Genomic DNA, 22,271 nt, shown 5'->3' on the forward strand with positions numbered 1-22,271 from the left:
CTGTTAGCAGAGCATGAAGGGGGCTTATGCTGTGAATTTAGAATCACGTCTGCTAAAAAAATGAAGATAATCACATTTTGACCCGCAGTTAGTCACAGTAAAGCCCCCTTCCGTCGCCCGAAAAAGCCCACGAAAGGGGGTAGAAATTAGGATGCTGCGAAGCTCTCTAAACTCCTCAGAGCACCAGCAACGATGATGATATCGCCCGACTCGATGCGCTGGCCGGGAACGGGGCGAGTGAACCTACCCCCCTGCTTACGCACGGCCACAATATCGACCCCCTGAGGAGTTTCCTCCACTCTTAAACCCAAGAAATTTACCGGCGGAGCCAATTTGATCATGGAAAAATCGTGATCGAATTCCACATACTCCTCCGCCGCTCCCCCAATCAGATGGGCAATCCTGCGGCCAGTATCGCGTTCGGGGCGAATGGTGTGGTGCACCCCAATCCGTTTGAGTATCTTCTCGTGAGCGTCTCCATCGGCCTTAGCCCACACATTTGGCGCCCCTAAATCTAAAATGGATTGCGCAGCAAGAACACTGGCCGCCAAATCGGATCCGATGGCAATCACGACCCGGCGCGCCTCCTGCACGCCCAATTGCTTAAGGGCCGCCTCATCGGTGCCCGAGCCCACCACGGCATGACTAAGTTTCTCGGTCGCCCGCGCCACCACCTCGCGGTTCATATCGAGGCCGAGCACTTCCACACCCTGCTTTTCCAATTCTTCAGACAATGCCATACCAAAGCGACCTAAACCAATAACCACCACGGATTGGCGCCGAAATAATTTAACCAATGAACGGCCTTTCTTCAGGGAAAGAATAATGTCGCTGCTGGTCGCGGGCTGCCAACGCCGCCACCACGGTAATCGGCCCAATCCGTCCAGCGTACATCAATATAATGAGCACAATCTGAGCGCCTTGGGGCAGGGCTGAGGTGATACCAGTAGACAGTCCTACCGTAGAAAAGGCACTAATGACCTCAAAGACCAATTGATCAGTGGCGAAGTCTGGTGCCAAGACTATTACGATCATAATGGAGGAAAAGACCAGAAATGCCGCTATGGTTACCACGGCCAACGCCTGCCGTAAGGTACGGTCAGGCAATTTGCGACCATAAATAGCCACCTCATCGTCGCCTTTGATCTCTGCGATCAACACAGCAACTAAGACTCCAACTGTGGTTATTTTCACCCCACCGGCGGTCCCCCCAGAACCGCCTCCAATGAGCATCAAAATATTGGTAGCCATGAGTTCATTGGGGTGAAACATCGATAGGTCGATGGAGTTAAACCCTGCCGTACGCGAGCTCACCGAGTGAAAGAAAGCGGAGAAGAGCTTATCCCCTGGGGATAGGTGCGCGAGCGCCCCATTCCACTCAAAGAAAGCCGTCACAATCATGCCAGCGGACAATAGGATGGCCGTGCCATAGAGGGTGAAAATCGTCGTCAAGCTCAGGTGTCCGCGCGTACGCACCCGCTTGGCTAACTCTAGGAGCGTCGGAAACCCCAGACCGCCTAAAATTATGGCTAGCGCGATTGGCCAGAGCATGACTTCGTCGCGGACATACGGCACGAGGTTATCGGAGGCGAGCCCGAAACCAGCGTTATTAAAGGCAGAAATGGCGTGGAAGCTCCCCTCCCAGATAGCGGCCGGAACACCGAGGCCATAGTGGTGATAAAAACGCAAGCTGAGACTCATTGCCACCACTATTTCTACGACGAGCGTAAATCCTATCGTGGCTGCGAGGAGTCCCTTGACTTCACCAAGATGCAATCCCCGGCCCTCTGCGGATGCATTAAGTCTGGAGCGAACCCCCATTCTGCCGACTATTGCCCACGAGGCTAGGGTTGCCAAGGTCATAATTCCCAGTCCGCCGAGCTGCACGAGGCCGATAATGATAAGTTGACCCAGATGCGTCCAATAAGTGGCAGTATCAACCACCACGAGACCGGTGAGACAGACCGCGGAGGTGGCGGTAAACAAAGAAACTAGGATGCTCGACTCCTCGGTGGCATGCGAGAACGGCATGCTTAGAAGCACCGTACCCAGCACAATGAGGCCCAGAAAAGACTCTGCCACCAAGCGGGCCGGCGACCGTCGAAAACGCCTCATGAATCACATCCTAGTCACTACTAACATGGTATTTATGGAAACGCACAGCGGAAAAAGCTGGCTGGAAAAAGCCACATTTTATCAAATCTATCCCCAATCCTTTGCAGACTCCAATGGTGACGGCATCGGAGACCTGCGCGGCATCATCGACAGGATCCCCTATTTACAACAGCTCGGCATCTCCGCCATTTGGCTCAACCCCATCTTCGACTCCCCCTTCAAGGATGCCGGCTACGATGTGCGCGATTACTACCAGATAGCGCCTCGCTACGGCACCACCAACGATCTCAGCGCGCTTATCGACGCTCTCCACGCCGCAGGTATCCGCCTCCTGCTCGATCTTGTACCCGGCCACACCAGCGATGAACACCCCTGGTTTATCCAATCCTCCTCCCCTGATAAGACCCCTGAGGATGACCGCTATATCTGGACGGACTCATGGTTTGGCGACGCCGATTCTTTGCCTTTCGTCGCCGGAGTAGCTCCGCGCAACGGTTGCTATGTGCTCAACTTCTTCCACTCTCAACCAGCTCTGAACTACGGCTTCGCCACACCGAAGACCCCGTGGCAGCAGCCTACATCCTCTCAGGGGGCGCAGCGCAACCGCGAAGAGATGGCGAAAGTAATCACATTCTGGCTCGATAAGGGTGTTGATGGATTCCGTGTCGATATGGCTGATTCCTTGGTCAAACACGATCCGGATAAGAGCGCAACCATAAGGGCGTGGCAGGAGATCTTCACAAACGTCAAGAAAACGCACCCCGATGCGATCTTTGTTGCCGAGTGGGGAAACCCCAGCCAGTCCCTGGAAGCCGGGTTCGATATGGATTTCTACCTCGATTGGCCGGGGAACGGCTATAACCTACTGGTTCGTGCCGATAACGCTTTCTTCTCGGCCGTGAGCTCGAGAGCAGCCAGCGACTTCATCGACCAGTACCTCCCGCACTACCGTGCCAGCGTCGGCGCGGGCCATTTCAGCCTGATTACGGGCAACCATGACAATCCACGTATCTCCCACTACCTCACCGACGCTGAGTTGCGGCTCTATTTCACTTTCCTGCTCACCATGCCAGGTATTCCGTTTATCTACTACGGCGATGAAATCGCCATGGACTATCAAGATCTTCCTACCCATGAGGGCGGCTATACCCGCACCGGCGCGCGCACCCCTATGCAGTGGTCAACGAAGCCACAAGCGGGATTTAGCACGAACCCAAATACTTACCTGCCCACTTTCGCTAATCAGGGCCCTGAGAAGACGGTGGAGCGACACGAGCAGAATCCCCAATCGCTGCTGCACGTGGTGCGCACCCTGATTAAATTGCGCCGCGATACCCCAGACCTCCACGCCTCAGGGGGTTTAGAATTCCTCTCCGATATCTCCTCCGATCGGGTGCTACGCTATCGCCGCTTCTCGGTAGTGGTCACCATCAATATGTCTACTGAGCCAATAGAAATCCCCGATGAAGGCGAGATTCTCTTTGCTCTCAACGCTGACCTAAATTCGGGTAAGTGGTTACCACCTGCGAGTGCGGTGATCGTCGGCCAGTGAAAAACACAGCGTAGTGGGGCGGGAAAAGGTTATCCACAGGGGTCTAAAGCTCGCCGCGCGATAACAGCCGGCTCAGGTTAGGCTGAGGGCATGAGCTACCGCACATGGATCACCGCACAGCGCTCCGGCGCCGCGATGTTGAACCATGTGCGCACGCACTCCATCACACCCGAGGAGCTTGAAGCGGGTGCGGGGATCGATTTAAGCCGCGCAAAACACCTCCATTGGTTGGCACGGCAATTCGATCGTAAGCACTTAGCGCTCGCCGCTCGCTTGGAGCTGAGCGTCGATCAGGTTGATGTGATCAATAAATATATAAAGAAGATCTCAGCATCTATCGATACTCACGTTTTACGCGAGGAATTCATCCGCCGAGCACCCTCCATGCTGCTTCGCGATTTGCGAACTTTCATGACCCGGCGGGTGCGCGAAGAAAACGCCGGGATGGAGAAACCGATGCCGCAGGCACGCTTTTCCATGGGTACCGTCCCCGACGCCCACGGGCGAATCCACTTCTCTGGGTGGTTAAGTGAAGATCGCGCTCACATGCTGCGGGTCAGGCTCGCCGCCGATGCCCGCGCCCTACGCGCCGCACACGAATCACTGACGCTTCTCGACGCCATCGGCCAAGCCGCCATCAACCGCCTTATCACGGGATCACCGGAGAAAAAGCCCATCCACGAGCCCTGTTTTATTCTTCCGCTCGAGGCTGGAACCAGGTATTTTTCCGATGGGCGCATCGCTACCAGTGATGGCGCGACAATTAACCTCAGCCAGTTCATCAACGAGAAGATCGGCACATTCGGCTACGTTATCTGCTGGGGGCTGGATGCCGAAGGTCGCCCAGCACCTGTCAGCTCTGCTCGAATTCAGCGCACCATACAGGGCCGCTACTTTAATCCTTATCAAAAATATATTGCCGCGATTGAGCATCTAAGCTGCGTGCATCCGCGTTGCGATATCGCAGCGATCAGCTGCGATGGACACCATATCGAGGCCCATTGCCGCGGGGGACCGACCACCTACGACAATTTAGCGCCCCTGTGTCGGGTGCATAATCGTCTTAATTGCGACGTGCCAGGGATCAGTTCGAGGCACGGGCGAATCGAGAAAGATCCCAAAACTGGGGTTCCCGGGCTGCGCCGTTCTAAACGCGGAAAGCTCGAATTTCGGACGCACCCCAAAAGCGTCTCCCAGTGGGCACTCGAGTACTACGGAAAGCAATCCTAGAAAGGCCGCTACGCATATCGCTTAGTGGCCTACTCGACACACTCCAAAACCGTTCCACTCAGGGGGCCCACCACATATTCATGGCTTAGGTTTATAGGAGCGGGGTTGTGGAATACCACACCTTGGTTGATATGCACTCGGTAAGCTCCTGAGGTAACAGGGTGTAGCCAGTGCCTATTTTCCCCATTTAGCATAACAATCGCGTGCCGGCCAGGGCCGAAGGCATCGTTAACCCGATAGCTTAGGCGCCGCCCCTCAGCGCTCATGAGCTCCATGAGATACTGCGGATCGTAGGTCCACGAGTACTTTTTACGAAAAGTATTTAGGTGGCGAACAAAACCCGCTTCCTTGGCGAAAAGCTGGGCACGGTCGTAGTCAAATTCGTTGACGGAATCAGGGCTCTTATAGGAATTTTCATCTCCACCCTTGGTACGTAGAAATTCCTGACCTGCGTGAAGGAAGACCATGCCACGCGCTAGGTATTGGGTGAGGGTGGCTAGAGTGTGGCGTTGAGCGATCTCCTCCTCAGGGGCCTGTTCCAAACCGGTGGTACCACGTAGTTTGTCGTACATTGTCCAATTATCATGGGCCTCGTTGTAGACCACTGAGTGACTGGGATCCAAGGGATTGAGGGCGTCAAATAACTTGCGGGCATCATCCCCGCTAGCCCCTGAGATGAAGCCACTGCCAGTGCGGATGAAGTTACTCCCCTTCACCACATCGCGATAGAAATCATTGAACATACCCACACCTGGCATGAGGGCAGCATTGCCCTGATGAGCGCCACGTACCCCCTGAGAGTGGTTGCCCATCTCCCAGCCTTCTCCGATGATAATGATGCCTTCATCCACCGTATCGAGCGCCCGGCGCACGGCGTTCATGGTGTCTACGTCGTGAATGCCCATCAAATCAAAGCGGAATCCGTCGAGGCCAAAGGTGCGGGCCCAGTAGAGAACAGAATCGACGATATACTTGCGCATCATCGACCGCTCGGATGCTGTTTCATTGCCACAGCCGGTGGCATTGCAGAATGCGCCTTCACTGGTGGTGCGGAAATAATAGCCTGGAACGGTGAGTTCGAAGGGGTGCCTTTCGGCCTCGTAAACGTGGTTGTAGACCACATCCATGATTACCCGCAGCCCGCGCGCGTGCAAGGCGTCGATAAGTTTTTTCAGCTCGGTCAGCCTCAGCAGTGGGTCGCCGGGGATGGTGGCGTAGGAGCCTTCCGGGGCATTGTAGTTCTCTGGATCATATCCCCAGTTGTACTGGGCGTTGTAGCTGAGATCGCCGGCTTCGTCGACGCTGCCGAAGTCGAAGATGGGCAGTAGTTGGATATGGGTGACTCCGAGGGAGCTGAGGTAGTCGAGCCCTGAGAGGTTGCCCCGCGTGGTGCGGGTGCCAGCTTCGCTGAGGCCTAGGAATGCGCCTTTATGGGTGATTCCATTGTTCGGCCCGATGGTGAGGTCGCGGATATGAGCCTCGTAGATGATCGCGGTGCGCGGATCTGTGAAGCTGTCGAGTCGTTGAACTGGGCCGAGTAGCGTGTCGACGTCCACAACAACGCCCTGCTTACCGTTGATGGTCACGCTGCGGGCATAGGGGTCCACGCTCGTCGTAGTTGTGCCATTTGGAAAGCTGAGGCCGAAATGGTACTCGGCTCCGTGGAAGTCACCGTGACATATAGTTTCCCACTCCCCGTGATCCCCTTGGGTCATGGGGTAGGCCTCGGAGCGAAGATAGAGGGTAACCGTAGCGGCAGTTGGTGCCCAGAGCCTAAAGGTGGTGGCTGAAGGGGTATACAGGGCGCCAAGTTGTCCGTCGTAGTGGGGGTACTGTCTCACCAATTTCTCCTTGTATTGTTCCTGGATCACTATAACAATTTGCTTCGTGGCTAGCTATCGGAGTCGAGGTGAGTGATATCCATACTGGCTTTCTGCGGTAAATCGATCAGCATCTTCTCATCACGGTGGCCTGGTAGCACCTTGTCGTAGTAGGAGTGAGCGGCCTCGTCCATGGGGATAAAGCGCGCTTGTTCCTGGCTTAAGAAGTAGCGGTGATCGAGGATTTCATGAAAAATCTGTGCCGGCTCGAGCTTATCGGTGAGCTCAGGGGGCATAGCGTGAATGGTGGGCAAATATTCTTCGCTGTACCATGAGCGCGCCGCTTGTTCGATGGGTTGCCCGGGCGCGTAACGACGAATCTCAGAGAGCAATCGGCGAGCCTGCTGCTCTTCAACCTCAAGACCCAAAAGGCTGATGAGTTGGTTGGAGTGGTGGCCGGCGTCCACGCTTTTCGGCCGTGCTGTGATCGTGCCACTCGACCCGGAGATTTGAAATTCTTCGATATCGAAGCCCATTTCGGCGAGTTTTTCTACACGTTCTTTTACGCGCCAGTACTCGCTGGCGGGTACTTCGATTTCCTCGGTGAGTTGGGACCAGAGATCGAGGTAATAGGTTTCGATGGAATTACCCAAGGCGATGGGGTCGATTTGCTCGTCGAGCGTACCCCCTGAGGCGAGGTCCATGAGTTCGCCGATCACATTCACCCGGGCCACCTCGAGATCATGCAGGCGGCGGTTGGTTGACAGTTTGGGCTGGAATTCTCCCGTTTCGGCGTCGACCAGGTAGGCGGAGAAGGTCTCTGCATCGCGCCTAAATAGGGTATTCGACAAAGACACATCGCCCCAGTAGAAATTCAACAGGTGTAGGCGAACCAAAAGGATTGCGAGGGCGCGGATGAGCTTATCGGCCACCGCGGGCTCGAGGGTTTGGGAGAAGATTTCGCGGTACGGGAGAGAAAAGCGGAGGTGTTCTGTGACCAAGGCTGCGGTGAGTTTCTCGCCGTTTTCATCACGTCGCCCTGTGATGACGGCGATGGGGGTGACTGCGGGCGCTTTGACGCGGCGCAATTCGCGCAGCATGGCGTATTCGTGGTGCGCGGTGCGGCGTCCGATTTCTTTAATGGCGGCGATGATACCCCCTGAGAGGGCTTGGGTGGCGTAATCGGTTCCAGTGGCGTCGCCGAGGTGAACGAAGCGTACCACGTGGCGGGAAATGCCGCGGGGTAGGGTCACGACAACGTCGTCGCCCCATTCTTCGAGCGGGGTGCTCCAGGGCAGGGGCAAGAGGCTCGCGGAGTAGGCGGAGCCGTCGATGTGCATATGGCTGGTCATATCCGGATTCTTCCTGTGTATAACAGTGATAGCGCCCGCACCCCCCACCAGGCGTGGGGAGTACGGGCTAAAGGTGAGGGTCTGTCTAGGTTACGCGGGCAGGCGAGTGCCTGTCGACGCGGAGAAATTGTGCTGTCCCTCAGGGGTCACGCGCACGTGAATGGTGGTGCCGCGTGGAGGTGCGATATTAGGAGCTGCGCGGATAACGAGCTGCTTATTGTCGGTGCCCTCGATATGACCGTAAAGGAAGGAATCGGATCCTAGTTCCTCAACGAAGTCGAGGGTGACTGGGATGGTGTCGCCGGAGGCGTCGACAAGCTCGAGGGCCTCGGGGCGGAAGCCAATGGTGATACGACCCTGGTCCTCAGGGGTGATGGCGGCGCGGGTGATATCGGTAATTGGGATACGTGCATTGCCGATGGTGGCCACGTTGCCCTCGAGGGAGCAATCGAGAATATTCATCGCTGGGGATCCAATGAAGCCGGCGACGAAGACATTTGCTGGGGTGTCGTAGAGTTCGCGGGGGCTGCCGACCTGCTGGAGGAAGCCGCCGTTGAGAACGGCAATGCGGTCACCCATGGTGAGGGCCTCGGTCTGGTCGTGGGTGACGTATAGCGTGGTCACACCAAGTTTGCGCTGCAGGGAGGCAATCTGGGTACGGGTTTGCACACGTAGTTTGGCGTCGAGGTTCGACAGTGGCTCGTCCATGAGGAAGACCTGGGGCTTACGCACAATGGCGCGTCCCATGGCCACACGCTGACGCTGACCACCGGAGAGGGCCTTTGGCTTGCGGTCGAGGTATTCGGTGAGGTCGAGGGTGGCGGCGGCTTCGTTGACGCGCTGATCAATTTCGGCTTTGTCCATGCCCGCGATCTTGAGGGCGAAGCCCATATTTTCACGCACGGTCATATGTGGGTAGAGGGCGTAGTTCTGGAAGACCATGGCGATATCGCGCTCTTTGGGGGCGGCGGTGGTCACGTCGCGGTCGCCAATGAGGATGCGGCCGTCGGTGACATCTTCGAGGCCGGCGAGCATGCGCAGGGTGGTGGATTTACCGCAACCGGAGGGGCCGACGAGGACGAGGAATTCGCCGTCGGCGATTTCGAGGTCGAATTTATTGACGGTTGGCGCTTTCGCGCCTGGATAGACCAGGGTGGCCTTATCGAAGGTTACTGATGCCATGGGTGGCGTCCTTTCATCGGCAGGTACGTGCCGAACGATCCGAGTGAAAAAAACTTCCAGCTACGCCGCTCATGCCTACTTATCAGGCCGGCGCGCTATAGTCCAATCTATCTATTTAACCCACGCCACTCAAATATTGGGAGAGTTATCTTCGTCTCCTGCAGATCTGCTGATACCTGTGTGGGTTTTGACTTATCCCCTCTAGTTTTCTATAGTTCTATAGATAAAATTCTATTGATCTATAGAATTTCTCCACTAGCTGATCAAGGACCCCTTATGGATTCAACAGCAACAGGGGCATGGCTTTTGGTCTCCTCCTCCCTCGTCCTCCTTATGACCCCCGCCCTCGCCCTCTTCTACGGCGGCATGTCCCGCGGCAAAGCGGTCCTTAATATGCTGATGATGTGCTTCGCAGCTCTTGCCATCGTGCCCATCATTCACGTCCTCTACGGCTTCAGCATGGCCTACGGCGAAATCTCCATCCTCGGGCTTGTGGCCAATCCCTTCCACCCCGTGGATTATCTCAGTAGCGTTCATACCCCCACAGCCGAGGGCTACCCCATCATTTTTGATGTCATCTTCCAGCTCACCTTCGCCGTCATTGCCTGCGCAATTATCGCCGGCTCTATCGCCGAGCGCACCCGTTTTCCCGCCTGGCTTGCCTTCATCCCCCTCTGGGTCACAGCGGTCTACTATCCTCTCGCCCATATGGTCTGGGGTCACGGATTTTTGAGCCACTCCACCCACAGTCTCTCCGCATTCCTTTTTGGCACCCACAACGGTGAGGCGATCATCCAGCCCATCGACTTCGCTGGAGGCACGGTCGTCCATATCTCCGCTGGCACCGCAGCGCTCGTCTTGGCCTTACTCATTGGCCCGAGACGCAGCTTCACCAAGCTCACTCACCGCCCCCATAACCTCCCCATGGTCATGTTAGGTACCGGTCTTTTGTGGTTCGGGTGGTGTGGATTTAATGCCGGCTCCGCGCTATCTGCCTCAGGACTGGCCGCCCTCGCATGGCTTAATACCACCGTGGCCGCAGCCGCTGGAGGCCTCGGCTGGCTTGCGATCGAGCGCTTCCGCGACGGTTATGCCACCACCTTAGGCATGGCATCGGGCCTTGTTGCGGGACTCGTCGCCATTACTCCCGCGGCAGGCGCCTTAACCCCTCTGACCTCAATCTTCTTGGGTCTGAGTGCGGGAGTGCTGTCCTCGAGCGTGATCCGCATGAAATACCGTTTGCGTATCGACGATTCCCTCGATGTTGTCGCAGTCCACCTCGTTGCTGGCCTCTGGGGCACGATAGCCGTGGGATTCTTAAGCGCCGATCGCTCCATTGAGCTGGTGATTATTCAGATTCTTGTGGCACTTTTCGCCATGGTTTACGCAGGCGTATGGACACTCATTATTGGTTTGGGCATCAAGCACACCATTGGCTTACGCCTGGACCCGGAGACCGAACACAGTGGCGCGGATACGGTCCACGGAGAATCCGCTTACGATGATGGAGGCGCGAGATTCGCCCATTATTAAGATAATTACATAAATGTAATTAATCCCACTAATCCTATATCTAGGGGGCACACTCCTCGTGAAACCCCGAAAGCCAAGGGGTCAAACCACAATATGTGGGTATTGTAAAGCAACACGCTCCCATATATGGTGGCGTAGCGGGTCGGCAGTGGGCTACATTCTGAAACCATGCTCACTGAATACCTCAACCGCACCGACTGGCGCGTCAACGCCAACGCCAACCAGGACTACTCCCTCGGCGGCATGATCCTCAATACCGCCGGCAAAACTGTGGCCAATTATTGGCTCGACGATATCTTCTCCCCCGCCGCTGCCACCGCGCACCGCGAAGGCGCCATTCATATCCACGATCTCGATATGCTCTCTGGTTACTGCGCCGGATGGTCACTGCGCAACCTGCTAGCTGAGGGCTTTGGTGGGGTTACCGGTGCTATTGCTTCGCGCCCTCCTAAGCACCTATCCGCAGCGCTCGGCCAAGTGGTGAACTTCCTTGGTACCTTGCAAAATGAATGGGCTGGCGCCCAAGCCTTCTCATCTTTTGATACCTATATGGCTCCGTATATCCGCCGCGATAACCTCAGCTATGACCAGGTTGAACAGCTCATGCAGGAATTCATCTTCAACCTCAACGTCCCCTCCCGCTGGGGCACCCAAACTCCATTTACTAATCTCACCTTCGACCTCACCTGCCCTCATGACCTCAAGGATCAGGTGCCCTTTATCGGCGGCGAGCCGTGTGAGTTCACCTATGGTGATCTCGACGCCGAGCGCGATATGATCAACCGTGCTTTTATTGCGGTGATGACCGAAGGCGACGCTGACGGGCGGCCTTTTACCTTCCCCATACCCACCTATAATATTGCGGAAGATTTCGACTGGGAAGCACCGCTGACCAAGGAATTATTCACCATGACGGCCCGGTATGGGCTGCCCTATTTCCAAAATTTCATCAATTCCGATCTCAACCCCGGCGATATTCGCTCCATGTGCTGCCGCCTCCAACTGGATCTGCGCGAGCTTCTCAAACGCGGCAACGGTCTCTTCGGTTCCGCCGAACTCACCGGCTCCATCGGCGTGGTTACCCTCAACTGCGCCCGCTTGGGATATCTCTTTAAAGGACAGCGCCACGAGCTCTTTGATGCCCTCGATGCCCTCATTGATCTCAGCGTAGACACCCTGGAAAAGCGTCGCGCATTTGTCGCCAAGATGCTAGATGCTGGGCTTTACCCCTATACCAAGCGCTGGCTGCCCAGCTTGGATAATCACTTCACCACCATTGGCGTGAACGGGCTCAATGAGCTGGTGCGCAATTATAGTGACGATATCCTCGATATCACCGACTCTGAGGGCAAGCAGTTCGTCATCGAGATCTTAGACCATATCAACGGCCGGCTTACCCAAGCCCAGGAAGACACTGGCCACCTCTATAATCTCGAGGCCACCCCTGCTGAGGGTGCCACCTACCGACTAGCCAAGGAAGATATCAAGCGCTATCCCGATATCCTCCACGCCGGCAGCGCCGAGGAGCCTTATTACACCAATTCCTCGCAGCTACCAGTGGCACATACTCCTGACCCCTTCATCGCCCTCGAGCACCAAGATGAGCTCCAAACGCGGTATACCGGTGGTACAGTTTTGCACCTGTATATGGGGGCCGCGATGAGCGACGGCGAGGCCTGCGCCAAGATGGTCAGGCGCGCACTGGAGAACTACCGACTCCCCTATATCACGGTCACCCCAACCTTTAGTATCTGCCCGGATCACGGCTATATCTCGGGCGAGCACCCACACTGCCCGCAGTGTGAGAAGGACACTGAGATGTGGACGCGCGTTATGGGTTATTTCCGCCCCATGGCCAGCTTCAATATTGGTAAGAAGGGCGAGTTCCATGAGCGCCAGTACTTTAACGAAGCCCTCGTCTAAAAGCCTTCCGGTGGCGGGAATTATCCCGTTTTCCGCCACCGATTGGCCCGGAAATATCACGCTCACCGTTTTCACCCAAGGGTGTCCACTACGCTGCGTCTACTGCCATAACCCTAATCTGCAGCCGCTGACACATGGCGCACTAAGTTTCGATACCGCCCTCGACCAGGCAGCCACTCGCCGCGCCTTACTCGACGGTATCGTGATTTCCGGCGGAGAGCCCACCTTATCCTCAGGCCTGGGCCCAGCCATCGCGAAAGCCCACCAGGAGGGTTTTGCCGTGGGGCTGCATACCTGTGGCTACTCCCCCGCCGCTATTAGGCGCCTTCTGCAATCCCCGGATACCACTCCCGATTGGGTGGGATTAGATATTAAAGCGCTGCCCGATGATATGGAATATGCCATCCAACGCCCCGCCCATATTGGCAATCGATGCTGGGAGAGTATGCACTTATTCGACGAGGCCGGCGTGGATATGCAGGTACGCACCACTATCTTCGCCGATAGCCCACTCGAGCACCACCTTAGTACCCTCGCAGAAAAGGTCGAGGGTTATGGCCACGAGTTGGTGATCCAGCATGCTCGCGCCGCCGACGGCTCACCGTTTGTTCTTCACTAAGAATCTTTCGCCTACAGCGCAAAAAAGCACTGCTCCCTCCTTACAGAGAAAGCAGTGCTTTTTTAGCGGTAAATTACCTACATATCGAAGGCTTCATCGAGGGGCACCGATGCTCCGGTGAAATCACCGTAGGAGTCGTCGCCGTAGATCGAATCACCATAGGTAGGAATCGAGTACGCCGCATTGCGGGCAGCCTCGGTGGGCTTGACCGCAATATTGCGGTAGCGCGAAATACCCGTACCAGCAGGGATCAGCTTACCGATGATCACGTTCTCCTTGAGACCAATGAGCTTATCGGAACGCTTATTAATAGCGGCGTCCGTGAGCACACGGGTGGTCTCTTGGAAGGACGCAGCCGATAGCCACGACTCGGTAGCCAAGGAAGCCTTGGTAATACCCATGATCTCGCTGCGCAGCTCAGCTGGTTGGCCACCAACGGCCAATGCCTCAGCATTTGCGGCCTTAGCCTCAGCCAAATCAACCAAGGTACCTGGCAGGAATTCGGTGGAACCGGATTCAATGACGGTACCGCGACGCAGCATCTGGCGGATAATGATCTCGATATGCTTATCGTGGATCGCCACACCCTGAGCGCGGTAAACGGCCTGGACCTCGTCGACGAGGTGCTGTTCCACTCCGCGGCGGCCGAGGATCTCGAGCACATCGTGCGGATCAGCGGGGCCGCGCAGCAGGCGGTCGCCCACCTCAACGTGGTCGCCGTCGACAAGCGTGCGCTCGAGGAATGCACCTGGGTTGGAGCTCATAGGAGCCTTGGTATTAGCAAGACCCTGACGCTTCGAGAGCTTCTCGTAGACGATGTCATCGGAGCCATCATCAGGAGTGATGGTAAGCGTATAGAAATTACCCTCATCCTCGAGATGAATGGTGCCAGCAGCAGCGGCAATCGGTGCCCGGTTCTTTGGCACACGAGCCTCAAAGAGCTCCTGTACACGAGGCAGACCACCGGTAATATCGCCGCCGACGCCACCTTGGTGGAAGGTACGCATGGTCAGCTGGGTACCAGGCTCACCAATGGACTGGGCAGCCACAATACCAACGGCCTCGCCGATATCCACCTGCTTGCCAGATGCCATGGAGATGCCGTAGCACTTAGCGCATACACCTGTTGCCGTCTGGCAGGTGAGCACGGAGCGTACCTTAATCTCTTCGACACCAGCGAGCACCAGCTTGGATACCAGCGCATCGCTTAAGTACTCGCCAGCCTCAGCGAGAATTTCATCGTCCTTCTTCACCGCAGTTGCTAACGCGCGGCCCAGGACGGAGGTCTCTACCAAGCTATGGGCGCCATAACCAATAACGGTGCCCTCGGCGTCCTTTTGAGCCACGGCAACAGGAACCTTAATACCCAGGCGGGTCTCGCAGTCGTCCTCGCGCACAATAACATCCTGTGCAACGTCGACCAGACGACGGGTGAGGTAGCCGGAGTCAGCGGTACGCAAAGCGGTATCGGCAAGACCCTTACGGGAACCGTGGGAGTTGTTGAAGTACTCCAGCACGGACAGGCCTTCACGGAAGGAGGTCTTAATCGGGCGGGTGATATATTCACCGCGCGAGTTCACAACCATGCCCTTCATGCCGGCCAACGTCCAAATCTGACGCATATTACCAGCAGCACCCGACTTCACGATCATTGGAATCGGGTTGTCATCAGGATAGAGATCCTCGACAGCCTTACCGATCTCATCGGTGGCATTCTTCCACAGCTCCACCAACCGGTCATAGCGTTCGCGCTCCGTCAGAGCACCTTGCTCCCAGTACTTGCGCTCGATCTTATGGGCTTCGGCCTCGTATTTATCGAGACGCTCATCCTTATCGTCGAGCACGAGCACGTCAGCCATGGAGATGGTGACACCGGAACGGGTAGCCCAGTAGAAGCCAGCATCCTTCATCTTGTCCATGGTTTGAGCCACGGTGATCATGGGGTACTTGGCGGCGAGATCATTAATCACATCACCAAGCATGATCTTGTCAGTGCCGCCACCCTTACGGACCATCACACCCTCAAGGTAGGGGTAGTTCCAGGGCAAAAGCTCATTGAAGTAGATACGGCCCAAGGTGGTATCGGCGAGCCAGGTTTGGCCCTTCTCCCACCCGTCGGCGAAGTGCTCCTCTTCAATATCTGCTGGCGGACGCAGGTGAGAGATGCGGACCTTAATCTTGGCCTGCATACCCAATTCCTTGCGGTCATAGGCCATAATGGCCTCGGCCACGCTCGAGTACACGCCCGTTGCTGGACCTTCGGCGGTTGCCGGCTTATAAGCGCCTTGGCCACCGAATTCTTCCTCCGTCTTGTCCATGGTGAGGTAGTAGAGACCTGTGACCATATCCAGACGTGGCATAGCCAGAGGCTTACCGGATGCTGGGGACAAAATATTATTAGAGGCGAGCATGAGCACGCGGGCTTCAGCCTGTGCCTCTGCCGATAGCGGCAGGTGCACAGCCATCTGGTCACCATCGAAGTCAGCGTTAAAAGCTTCACAGGCAAGAGGGTGGAGCTGAATAGCTTTACCCTCAATGAGCTTGGGCTCGAAAGCCTGAATACCCAATCGGTGCAGCGTCGGTGCGCGGTTGAGCATCACAGGGTGCTGCGCAATGGCTTCTTCCAGCACATCCCACACCTCTGGACGCTGGCGTTCCACCATGCGCTTGGCTGATTTAATATTCTGCGCATAATCGTGCTCCACCAGGCGCTTCATCACAAAAGGCTTGAAGAGCTCGAGAGCCATCAGCTTCGGCAGACCACACTCGTGCAGCTTCAACTGCGGACCAACAATAATCACGGAACGACCGGAGTAATCCACGCGCTTACCCAGCAAGTTCTGGCGGAAGCGACCTTGCTTACCCTTGAGCAGATCAGAAAGCGATTTCAGCGGACGGGTACCGGGACCAGTCACTGGGCGACCGCGACGACCATTGTCAAAGAGCGCATCCACGGATTCTTGCAACATACGCTTCTCGTTATTCACGATGATCTCAGGCGCACCCAGATCGATCATGCGCTTGAGGCGATTATTGCGGTTGATCACGCGGCGGTAGAGATCATTGAGATCGCTGGTGGCAAAGCGACCACCGTCGAGCTGCACCATGGGGCGCAACTCTGGGGGGATCACCGGAATGCAGTCGAGCACCATGCCCGCAGGATCATTGCCGGAGCGCTGGAAAGCCGCCACGACCTTCAAACGCTTGAGCGCGCGCATCTTCTTTTGGCCCTTGCCGTTATTGATAATTTCGCGCAGCTTCTCGGCCTCGGCATCGAGGTCGAAATTGCGGATCAGGGTTTGGATTGCCTCTGCACCCATGCCGCCGGTGAAATAATCCTCGTAGCGATCAACAAGCTCTTCGTAGATCTTGTCATCGATAATCATTTGCTTCGGGGCGAGCTTGACAAAGGTTTGCCAGATCTCGTCCAGGAAATCGATATCGCGCTGTGCTCGCTCGCGGATATGCTGCATTTCCTTTTCCGCCGCGTTTTGCACTTTCCGACGCGCATCTGCCTTAGCGCCAGCGGCCTCTAGTTCTGCGAGGTCCTCCTCGAGCTTCTGGGCGCGCTCGGAGATCTCCGACTCGGCCTCTGCCTCACGGTCTTTCTTCTCCAGCAGCATTTCAGCTTCCAGAGTGGACTGATCCGAATGGCGAGCCTCATCATCAACGCTGGTGATGATATTGGCGGCGAAGTAGATAATGCGCTCGAGATCCTTAGGCGCAAGATCTAGCAGGTATCCCAACCTGGAGGGCACACCCTTGAAATACCAAATGTGGGTGACGGGAGCGGCGAGCTCAATATGGCCCATGCGCTCACGGCGTACCTTAGATTTGGTCACTTCAACGCCGCAGCGTTCACAGATAATGCCCTTGTAGCGCACTCGCTTATATTTACCGCAGGCACATTCCCAGTCCCTGGTGGGGCCGAAGATGCGCTCGCAGAACAGGCCGTCCTTCTCGGGCTTGAGGGTACGGTAGTTGATGGTTTCGGGCTTCTTGACCTCACCTTTTGACCAGCGACGAATATCGTCGGCGGTGGCTAGGCCGATGCGGAGCTCCTCGAAGAAGTTGACGTCGTACACGTAACTCCCTTTCTTAAAAAGTTTTTTTCTTGTGGTGGTGATTCGGTCCGCCCGCCACCACTACACATGCACACCTTTTTTGGTGCATCTTAGTGGTGGCAGACCTAGCATTCTTAGGCGCTATCGGCGTCGGAACGCTCATCGCGCGAGAGGTTAATGCCCATCGAGGCACCCGCCTGATCAAAGTCATCCTCATCGGAGCCGGACAGTTCCATCGGAGTGCCGTCGGCGGAGAGGACTTCAACGTTGAGGCAGAGTGACTGCAATTCTTTCAGCAGCACCTTGAAGGATTCGGGGATACCCGGATCTGGGATATTCTCGCCCTTCACAATGGCTTCGTAGACCTTCACACGACCCACCACGTCATCAGACTTGATGGTCAAGAGCTCTTGCAGGGTATAGGCGGCGCCATAGGCCTGCATCGCCCACACTTCCATCTCACCAAAGCGCTGGCCACCGAACTGAGCCTTACCGCCCAGTGGCTGCTGCGTAATCATGGAGTAAGGACCAGTAGAGCGAGCGTGGATCTTCTCGTCCACCAGGTGGTGGAGCTTGAGGATATACATATAGCCCACGGCCACGGGGTACGGGAATGGTTCACCAGAACGACCATCAAAGAGGGTGGCCTTGCCCTCGCCATTAACCATGACATCGCCGTCGCGGTTGGGGCGAGAATTGCGCAGCAGACCAGCGATTTCCTCATTGGTGGCACCGTCGAATACTGGTGTTGCCGTCAGCGTACCGGGCTCTACATCGTAGAGATCTTCCGGCAGGCTCTCCATAAGCTGGGCGTTTTCCAACACCTCCGGATCAATCGACCAACCAGCAGCAGCCAGCCAGCCGAGGTGAACTTCGAGCACCTGGCCAATATTCATACGACGCGGCACACCGTGGGTATTGAGGATAATATCCACTGGGGTTCCATCAGGGAGGAAAGGCATATCCTCCTGCGGCAGGATCTTACCCACCACGCCCTTATTGCCGTGGCGGCCGGCGAGCTTATCACCGTCTTGAATCTTGCGCTTTTGGGCAACATAAACGCGAATCATCTCGTTGACGCCTGGCGAGAGATCGTCATCATCCTCGCGGGAGAAGCGACGCACGCCGATAACCTTACCGGTCTCACCGTGTGGCACCTTCATGGAGGTATCACGAACCTCACGGGCCTTCTCGCCGAAGATGGCACGCAACAGGCGCTCTTCCGGAGTCAGCTCGGTCTCACCCTTCGGGGTGACCTTACCCACTAAGATATCGCCGTCGCGAACATCGGCACCGATGCGCACAATGCCGCGCTCGTCGAGATCCTTGAGCACGTCCTCGGAGACATTCGGGATCTCGCGGGTGATTTCCTCAGGCCCAAGCTTGGTATCGCGAGCATCGATCTCGTGCTCCTCGATATGGATAGAGGTAAGAATATCCTCCTCCACTAAGCGCTGGTTGAGAATAATAGCGTCCTCGTAGTTGTGGCCTTCCCATGGCATAAATGCCACCAGCAAGTTCCGACCCAAGGCCATCTCACCGTTATGGGTACCAGGACCATCAGCGAGAACCTGGCCCTTTTCTACACGGTCTCCGATATCAACGAGCGGCTTCTGGTTATAGGACGTTCCCTGGTTGGTGCGCTCGAATTTGCGCAGCAGGTAGGTCTCGCGCGTGCCATCATCTGACATCACGGTGATGAAGTCAGCGCTCATATTCTCCACATAGCCGGTGGCCTTATTGATCACCAGATCGCCGGCATCATAGGCGGCGCGCAGCTCCATACCGGTACCAACATACGGCGCCTCAGAGCGCACGAGTGGCACAGCCTGGCGCTGCATATTCGCGCCCATCAGAGCACGGTTAGCATCGTCGTGCTCAAGGAATGGAATCATGGCGGTAGCCACTGAGACCATCTGGCGTGGGGAGACGTCCATATAGTCAATATCCTTGCCGGATACCACCTGGATATCGCCCTTCTTCAGGCGAACCGTCACGCGCTCTTCGGTAATGACACCATTCTCGTCATATTCGGTATTAGCCTGAGCCACCACGTAGCGATCTTCTTCATCCGCAGTGAGATAATCCACGTGATCGGTGACAACTCCGTCAACGACCTTACGATATGGAGTCTCGATGAAGCCGAAGGCATTCACGCGGGCGTAGGAAGCCAAGGAGCCGATCAGACCAATATTCGGGCCTTCGGGGGTCTCGATGGGGCACATACGGCCATAGTGAGAGGCGTGGACGTCACGGACTTCAATGCCGGCGCGCTCACGCGAAAGACCACCTGGTCCCAGCGCCGAGAGACGGCGCTTGTGGGTAAGCCCTGAGAGAGAGTTATTCAGATCCATAAACTGCGAGAGCTGCGAGGTTCCGAAGAATTCGCGGATCGCGGCAGATACCGGGCGCACGTTAATCAGGGAGGTTGGGGTGATTGACTCCGCATCCTGGGTGGTCATGCGCTCACGGACCACGCGCTCCATGCGGGACAGACCCACACGCACCTGGTTTTGGATGAGCTCACCGACGGTACGCAGGCGACGGTTACCGAAATGGTCAATATCATCGGTTTCTACCGGGATGACCTCACCCGTGGGGCTGGTCATCGAGGTTTCACCGGCATGCAGGCGCACGAGGTACTCAATTGCGGTCGCGATATCCTGCTCGGTGAGGGTCATCAAACCCTCGTTGTCGCCGCCTAAGCCCAGCTTGCGGTTGACCTTATAGCGGCCCACCTTTGCGAGGTCATAGCGCTTGGCGCGGAAGAACGAATTATCAAGCAGCGACTGCGCGAGATCACGCGTAGGCTGCTCACCGGGGCGCTGCTTGCGGTAAATCTCCAGCAATGCCTCATCAGTATTGGAGACACCATCAGATTCCAGCGTGGACATCATCACTTCAGAGAAGCCAAAGCGCTCTTGGATCTGCTCGGTGGTCCAGCCTAGTGCCTTCAGAAGGACGGTGACGGGCTGACGACGCTTGCGATCAATACGCACACCGACCGTGTCGCGCTTATCCACATCGAATTCTAGCCATGCACCGCGAGAAGGGATCACCTTCACTGAGTGCAGCGAACGCTCGGTGGATTTATCGATGGTTTGATCGAAATAAACACCAGGGGAACGCACCAACTGTGAGACCACGACACGCTCAGTGCCGTTGACGATGAAGGTACCTTTTTCGGTCATCATCGGGAAGTCACAGATGAAGACGGTCTGGGATTTAATCTCGCCGGTTTCGTTGTTAATAAACTCGGCGGTGACATAGAGCGGCGCCGAGTAGTTAATATCTTTATCTTTGGATTCGTCAATAGTATTCTTCATCTCTTCAAAGCGTGGTGAAGAGAGGGAGAGAGACATATTGCCGGAATAATCTTGAATCGGGCTCAGCTCTGCGAGGATATCCTCCAGGCCAGAGGTCACTGGGACCCCTGCGCCTAATTCAGCTTGACGTCGTTCGCGCCAATCAGACGCGCCGATCAGCCAAGAGAACGATTCCAGTTGGATATCAAGAAGACCAGGGACTTCAATAGGTTCATTAATTTTCGCGAACGATTTACGTTCGGGAGCCCCTGGTATAGTTGAGTTGAGTGGGCGGGGGCTTGCCAAGATGGGTCCTTCCAGCACCTCACGCGGATGGCGGCCCCGCAATATTGGCCACCACAAACCGCTAGTATTTGAGCAATTTCGGTAATGCCATAAGAAACCTGCTGGTGCTAACACCGAAAGACCTCAACTATCCAGCTTTTTCAAAAAGCCGACCAGCTAAGGTCTGTAAAAAAGGAACAAGTGTCCTAGGGCAAAGGTCAAGTATAGAGCACCGAGGACACCATGTAAAGCCCATGAACAGAGTTTATGGGCAACAAAACCACACTGTAGAGAATTCCTAGCGCTAAAAGCAACTTAGCCGCGCCCGCGGCGGAAAGACCCAATACCACCGGCAATAATCGAGAGGGCACCGAGAGCTGCAAGAATATAGCTAAAAGTCCTCCAAAAATCGCGGCGGGAAATCTCCGACGCAGCCGCGCGAAGGTCCTCTCGATTCTGCTCAGTCATGCGCCCATTAAAATCAAGGAGCACTCCTGCTTGCGCACCATCTGCGTAGCGGTATATATCGGTGATCTGCTCCTCGAGATCAACCACAACCCCGCTCTCGCGATCAACATAGAATACCCGCTCGGCTGCGTGCTCGAGATAAGCCGGCTGACCATCAATCTCTAAGGTGGTGAGCAAACCAGAGCGCTCCGCATTGACCTTCTCCGGGTCAATGATCTGGCGGTAGGCCATCATGGTGCGCCCATCCTCCTCTACCTCAGACTCATAGACGGCAGGGTAGCTAGTAGCCAGAGTCTCATCAAAGACCATATAGCTTGTTTTCTCAGCTGCTGTAGGGAATTTCCACCACACACCGTCAGTATCGGTATCTCGAGGGATTCCCGCTAATTGATCAATCACACGGATAGGGCTCAGAATCTCACCCGTTATACGGTCGAAGGTATAGGTGGAGACTGCTGCGGTATGCAGGCCCTCTAGATCGTCCAGCCCAGTGCGCCGCACTGAGGTGGCGAGCCTAATGGTGGCCGTATCTTCGTCGCTGGGACGAATCAGACTTGCTTCTACCTGTTTTGTCACGGACGCTTTCTCGGTTGCTTCCAGGGTGAGATCAGAAATGGTTGCCTCAGGATCCACCAGGGTCCAGGTATAGCGGGTGGGATCAAGGGGCAGCCTGGCGTCAAAGCGTCCTAGTTGGGCTTGGAGTAATCCGCCGACAAGCAGCGCACAGCCTAAGCCGAGCAGCAGAACACTAAAGATTCGTGACTTTGGAAGCATGTGCACCATCCTATAACACCTTCGAATAATCCCTTGGGAGCGCTTATAT

General features: G+C 56.0%; 13 protein-coding genes. 5 read left to right on the top strand and 8 right to left on the bottom strand.

The features are described from left to right. Positions 1-146 precede the first annotated feature (146 nt). Together NXT01_RS03525 and NXT01_RS03530 are read right to left on the bottom strand one after the other, a co-directional pair. Positions 147-797: a TrkA family potassium uptake protein gene (locus NXT01_RS03525; protein ID WP_259077474.1), complete on the bottom strand. Its 651-nt coding sequence runs from the start codon at positions 795-797 to the stop codon at positions 147-149. Beyond that, the gene (locus tag NXT01_RS03530; protein ID WP_259077476.1) at positions 790-2,115 is read right to left on the bottom strand and encodes a TrkH family potassium uptake protein; all 1,326 of its coding nucleotides are present in this window, start codon (positions 2,113-2,115) and stop codon (positions 790-792) included. Before NXT01_RS03530 ends, NXT01_RS03525 begins: the two co-directional genes overlap by 8 nt. Positions 2,116-2,149: 34 nt before the next feature. On the opposite strand from NXT01_RS03530, the gene NXT01_RS03535 reads away from it, so the two are divergent. Both NXT01_RS03535 and NXT01_RS03540 read left to right on the top strand, forming a co-directional pair. Beyond that, positions 2,150-3,667 (top strand): alpha-amylase family glycosyl hydrolase, encoded by a 1,518-nt coding sequence (locus tag NXT01_RS03535; protein WP_259077479.1) that lies wholly within the window; start codon positions 2,150-2,152, stop codon positions 3,665-3,667. Positions 3,668-3,757: 90 nt separating this feature from the next. Next, the gene (locus NXT01_RS03540) at positions 3,758-4,897 is read left to right on the top strand and encodes an HNH endonuclease signature motif containing protein (RefSeq protein ID WP_259077480.1); all 1,140 of its coding nucleotides are present in this window, start codon (positions 3,758-3,760) and stop codon (positions 4,895-4,897) included. A gap of 29 nt (positions 4,898-4,926) precedes the next feature. Here NXT01_RS03540 and pulA read toward each other — a convergent pair whose 3' ends face one another. From pulA to NXT01_RS03555, 3 genes are all read right to left on the bottom strand, one after another. Continuing rightward, a complete protein-coding gene (gene pulA / locus NXT01_RS03545; RefSeq protein ID WP_259077482.1) occupies positions 4,927-6,738 on the bottom strand; it encodes a type I pullulanase in 1,812 nt (603 codons plus the stop codon). 50 nt (positions 6,739-6,788) lie between these two features. Next, positions 6,789-8,069 (bottom strand): DUF4032 domain-containing protein, encoded by a 1,281-nt coding sequence (locus tag NXT01_RS03550; RefSeq protein WP_259077483.1) that lies wholly within the window; start codon positions 8,067-8,069, stop codon positions 6,789-6,791. A 90-nt stretch (positions 8,070-8,159) separates the two neighbouring features. Then, complete coding sequence (locus NXT01_RS03555; RefSeq protein ID WP_259077484.1) at positions 8,160-9,251, bottom strand: ABC transporter ATP-binding protein; 1,092 nt, start codon at positions 9,249-9,251, stop codon at positions 8,160-8,162. 276 nt (positions 9,252-9,527) lie between these two features. Here NXT01_RS03555 and NXT01_RS03560 point away from each other — a divergent pair, with 276 nt between their 5' ends. From NXT01_RS03560 to NXT01_RS03570, 3 genes are all read left to right on the top strand, one after another. Next, a complete protein-coding gene (locus NXT01_RS03560; protein WP_259077486.1) occupies positions 9,528-10,784 on the top strand; it encodes an ammonium transporter in 1,257 nt (418 codons plus the stop codon). Positions 10,785-10,952: 168 nt separating this feature from the next. Further along, entirely contained in the window at positions 10,953-12,707 is a 1,755-nt protein-coding gene (locus NXT01_RS03565; protein WP_259077497.1) for a ribonucleoside triphosphate reductase, read from the top strand. Beyond that, positions 12,673-13,326, top strand: coding sequence for an anaerobic ribonucleoside-triphosphate reductase activating protein (locus NXT01_RS03570; RefSeq protein ID WP_259077506.1), 654 nt, complete (start codon positions 12,673-12,675; stop codon positions 13,324-13,326). The genes NXT01_RS03565 and NXT01_RS03570 overlap by 35 nt, the downstream gene beginning before the upstream one ends. A 77-nt stretch (positions 13,327-13,403) precedes the next feature. Here NXT01_RS03570 and NXT01_RS03575 read toward each other — a convergent pair whose 3' ends face one another. The 3 genes from NXT01_RS03575 to NXT01_RS03585 form a co-directional block, all read right to left on the bottom strand. Continuing rightward, positions 13,404-17,411 (bottom strand): DNA-directed RNA polymerase subunit beta', encoded by a 4,008-nt coding sequence (locus tag NXT01_RS03575; protein ID WP_259077508.1) that lies wholly within the window; start codon positions 17,409-17,411, stop codon positions 13,404-13,406. A gap of 113 nt (positions 17,412-17,524) precedes the next feature. After that, positions 17,525-21,019, bottom strand: a complete 3,495-nt coding sequence (locus tag NXT01_RS03580; protein WP_259077804.1) for a DNA-directed RNA polymerase subunit beta — start codon at positions 21,017-21,019, stop codon at positions 17,525-17,527. A gap of 276 nt (positions 21,020-21,295) precedes the next feature. Beyond that, entirely contained in the window at positions 21,296-22,222 is a 927-nt protein-coding gene (locus NXT01_RS03585; RefSeq protein ID WP_259077511.1) for a DUF3068 domain-containing protein, read from the bottom strand. Positions 22,223-22,271: the final 49 nt, after the last annotated feature.

It is taken from the genome of Corynebacterium sp. ES2775-CONJ (genome assembly GCF_024814515.1).
In the GTDB taxonomy this organism is placed as follows: Bacteria; Actinomycetota; Actinomycetes; order Mycobacteriales; family Mycobacteriaceae; genus Corynebacterium.

What these genes read in the sequence shown, in the direction of transcription:
- NXT01_RS03530 (WP_259077476.1), bottom strand. Translation starts at nt 2,115, where the DNA reads ATGAGGCGTTTTCGACGGTCGCCGGCCCGCTTGGTGGCAGAGTCTTTT.
- NXT01_RS03560 (WP_259077486.1), top strand. Translation starts at nt 9,528, where the DNA reads ATGGATTCAACAGCAACAGGGGCATGGCTTTTGGTCTCCTCCTCCCTC.
- NXT01_RS03550 (WP_259077483.1), bottom strand. Translation starts at nt 8,069, where the DNA reads ATGACCAGCCATATGCACATCGACGGCTCCGCCTACTCCGCGAGCCTC.
- NXT01_RS03555 (WP_259077484.1), bottom strand. Translation starts at nt 9,251, where the DNA reads ATGGCATCAGTAACCTTCGATAAGGCCACCCTGGTCTATCCAGGCGCG.
- NXT01_RS03565 (WP_259077497.1), top strand. Translation starts at nt 10,953, where the DNA reads ATGCTCACTGAATACCTCAACCGCACCGACTGGCGCGTCAACGCCAAC.
- NXT01_RS03540 (WP_259077480.1), top strand. Translation starts at nt 3,758, where the DNA reads ATGAGCTACCGCACATGGATCACCGCACAGCGCTCCGGCGCCGCGATG.
- NXT01_RS03570 (WP_259077506.1), top strand. Translation starts at nt 12,673, where the DNA reads ATGAGCGCCAGTACTTTAACGAAGCCCTCGTCTAAAAGCCTTCCGGTG.
- NXT01_RS03585 (WP_259077511.1), bottom strand. Translation starts at nt 22,222, where the DNA reads ATGCTTCCAAAGTCACGAATCTTTAGTGTTCTGCTGCTCGGCTTAGGC.
- NXT01_RS03535 (WP_259077479.1), top strand. Translation starts at nt 2,150, where the DNA reads ATGGAAACGCACAGCGGAAAAAGCTGGCTGGAAAAAGCCACATTTTAT.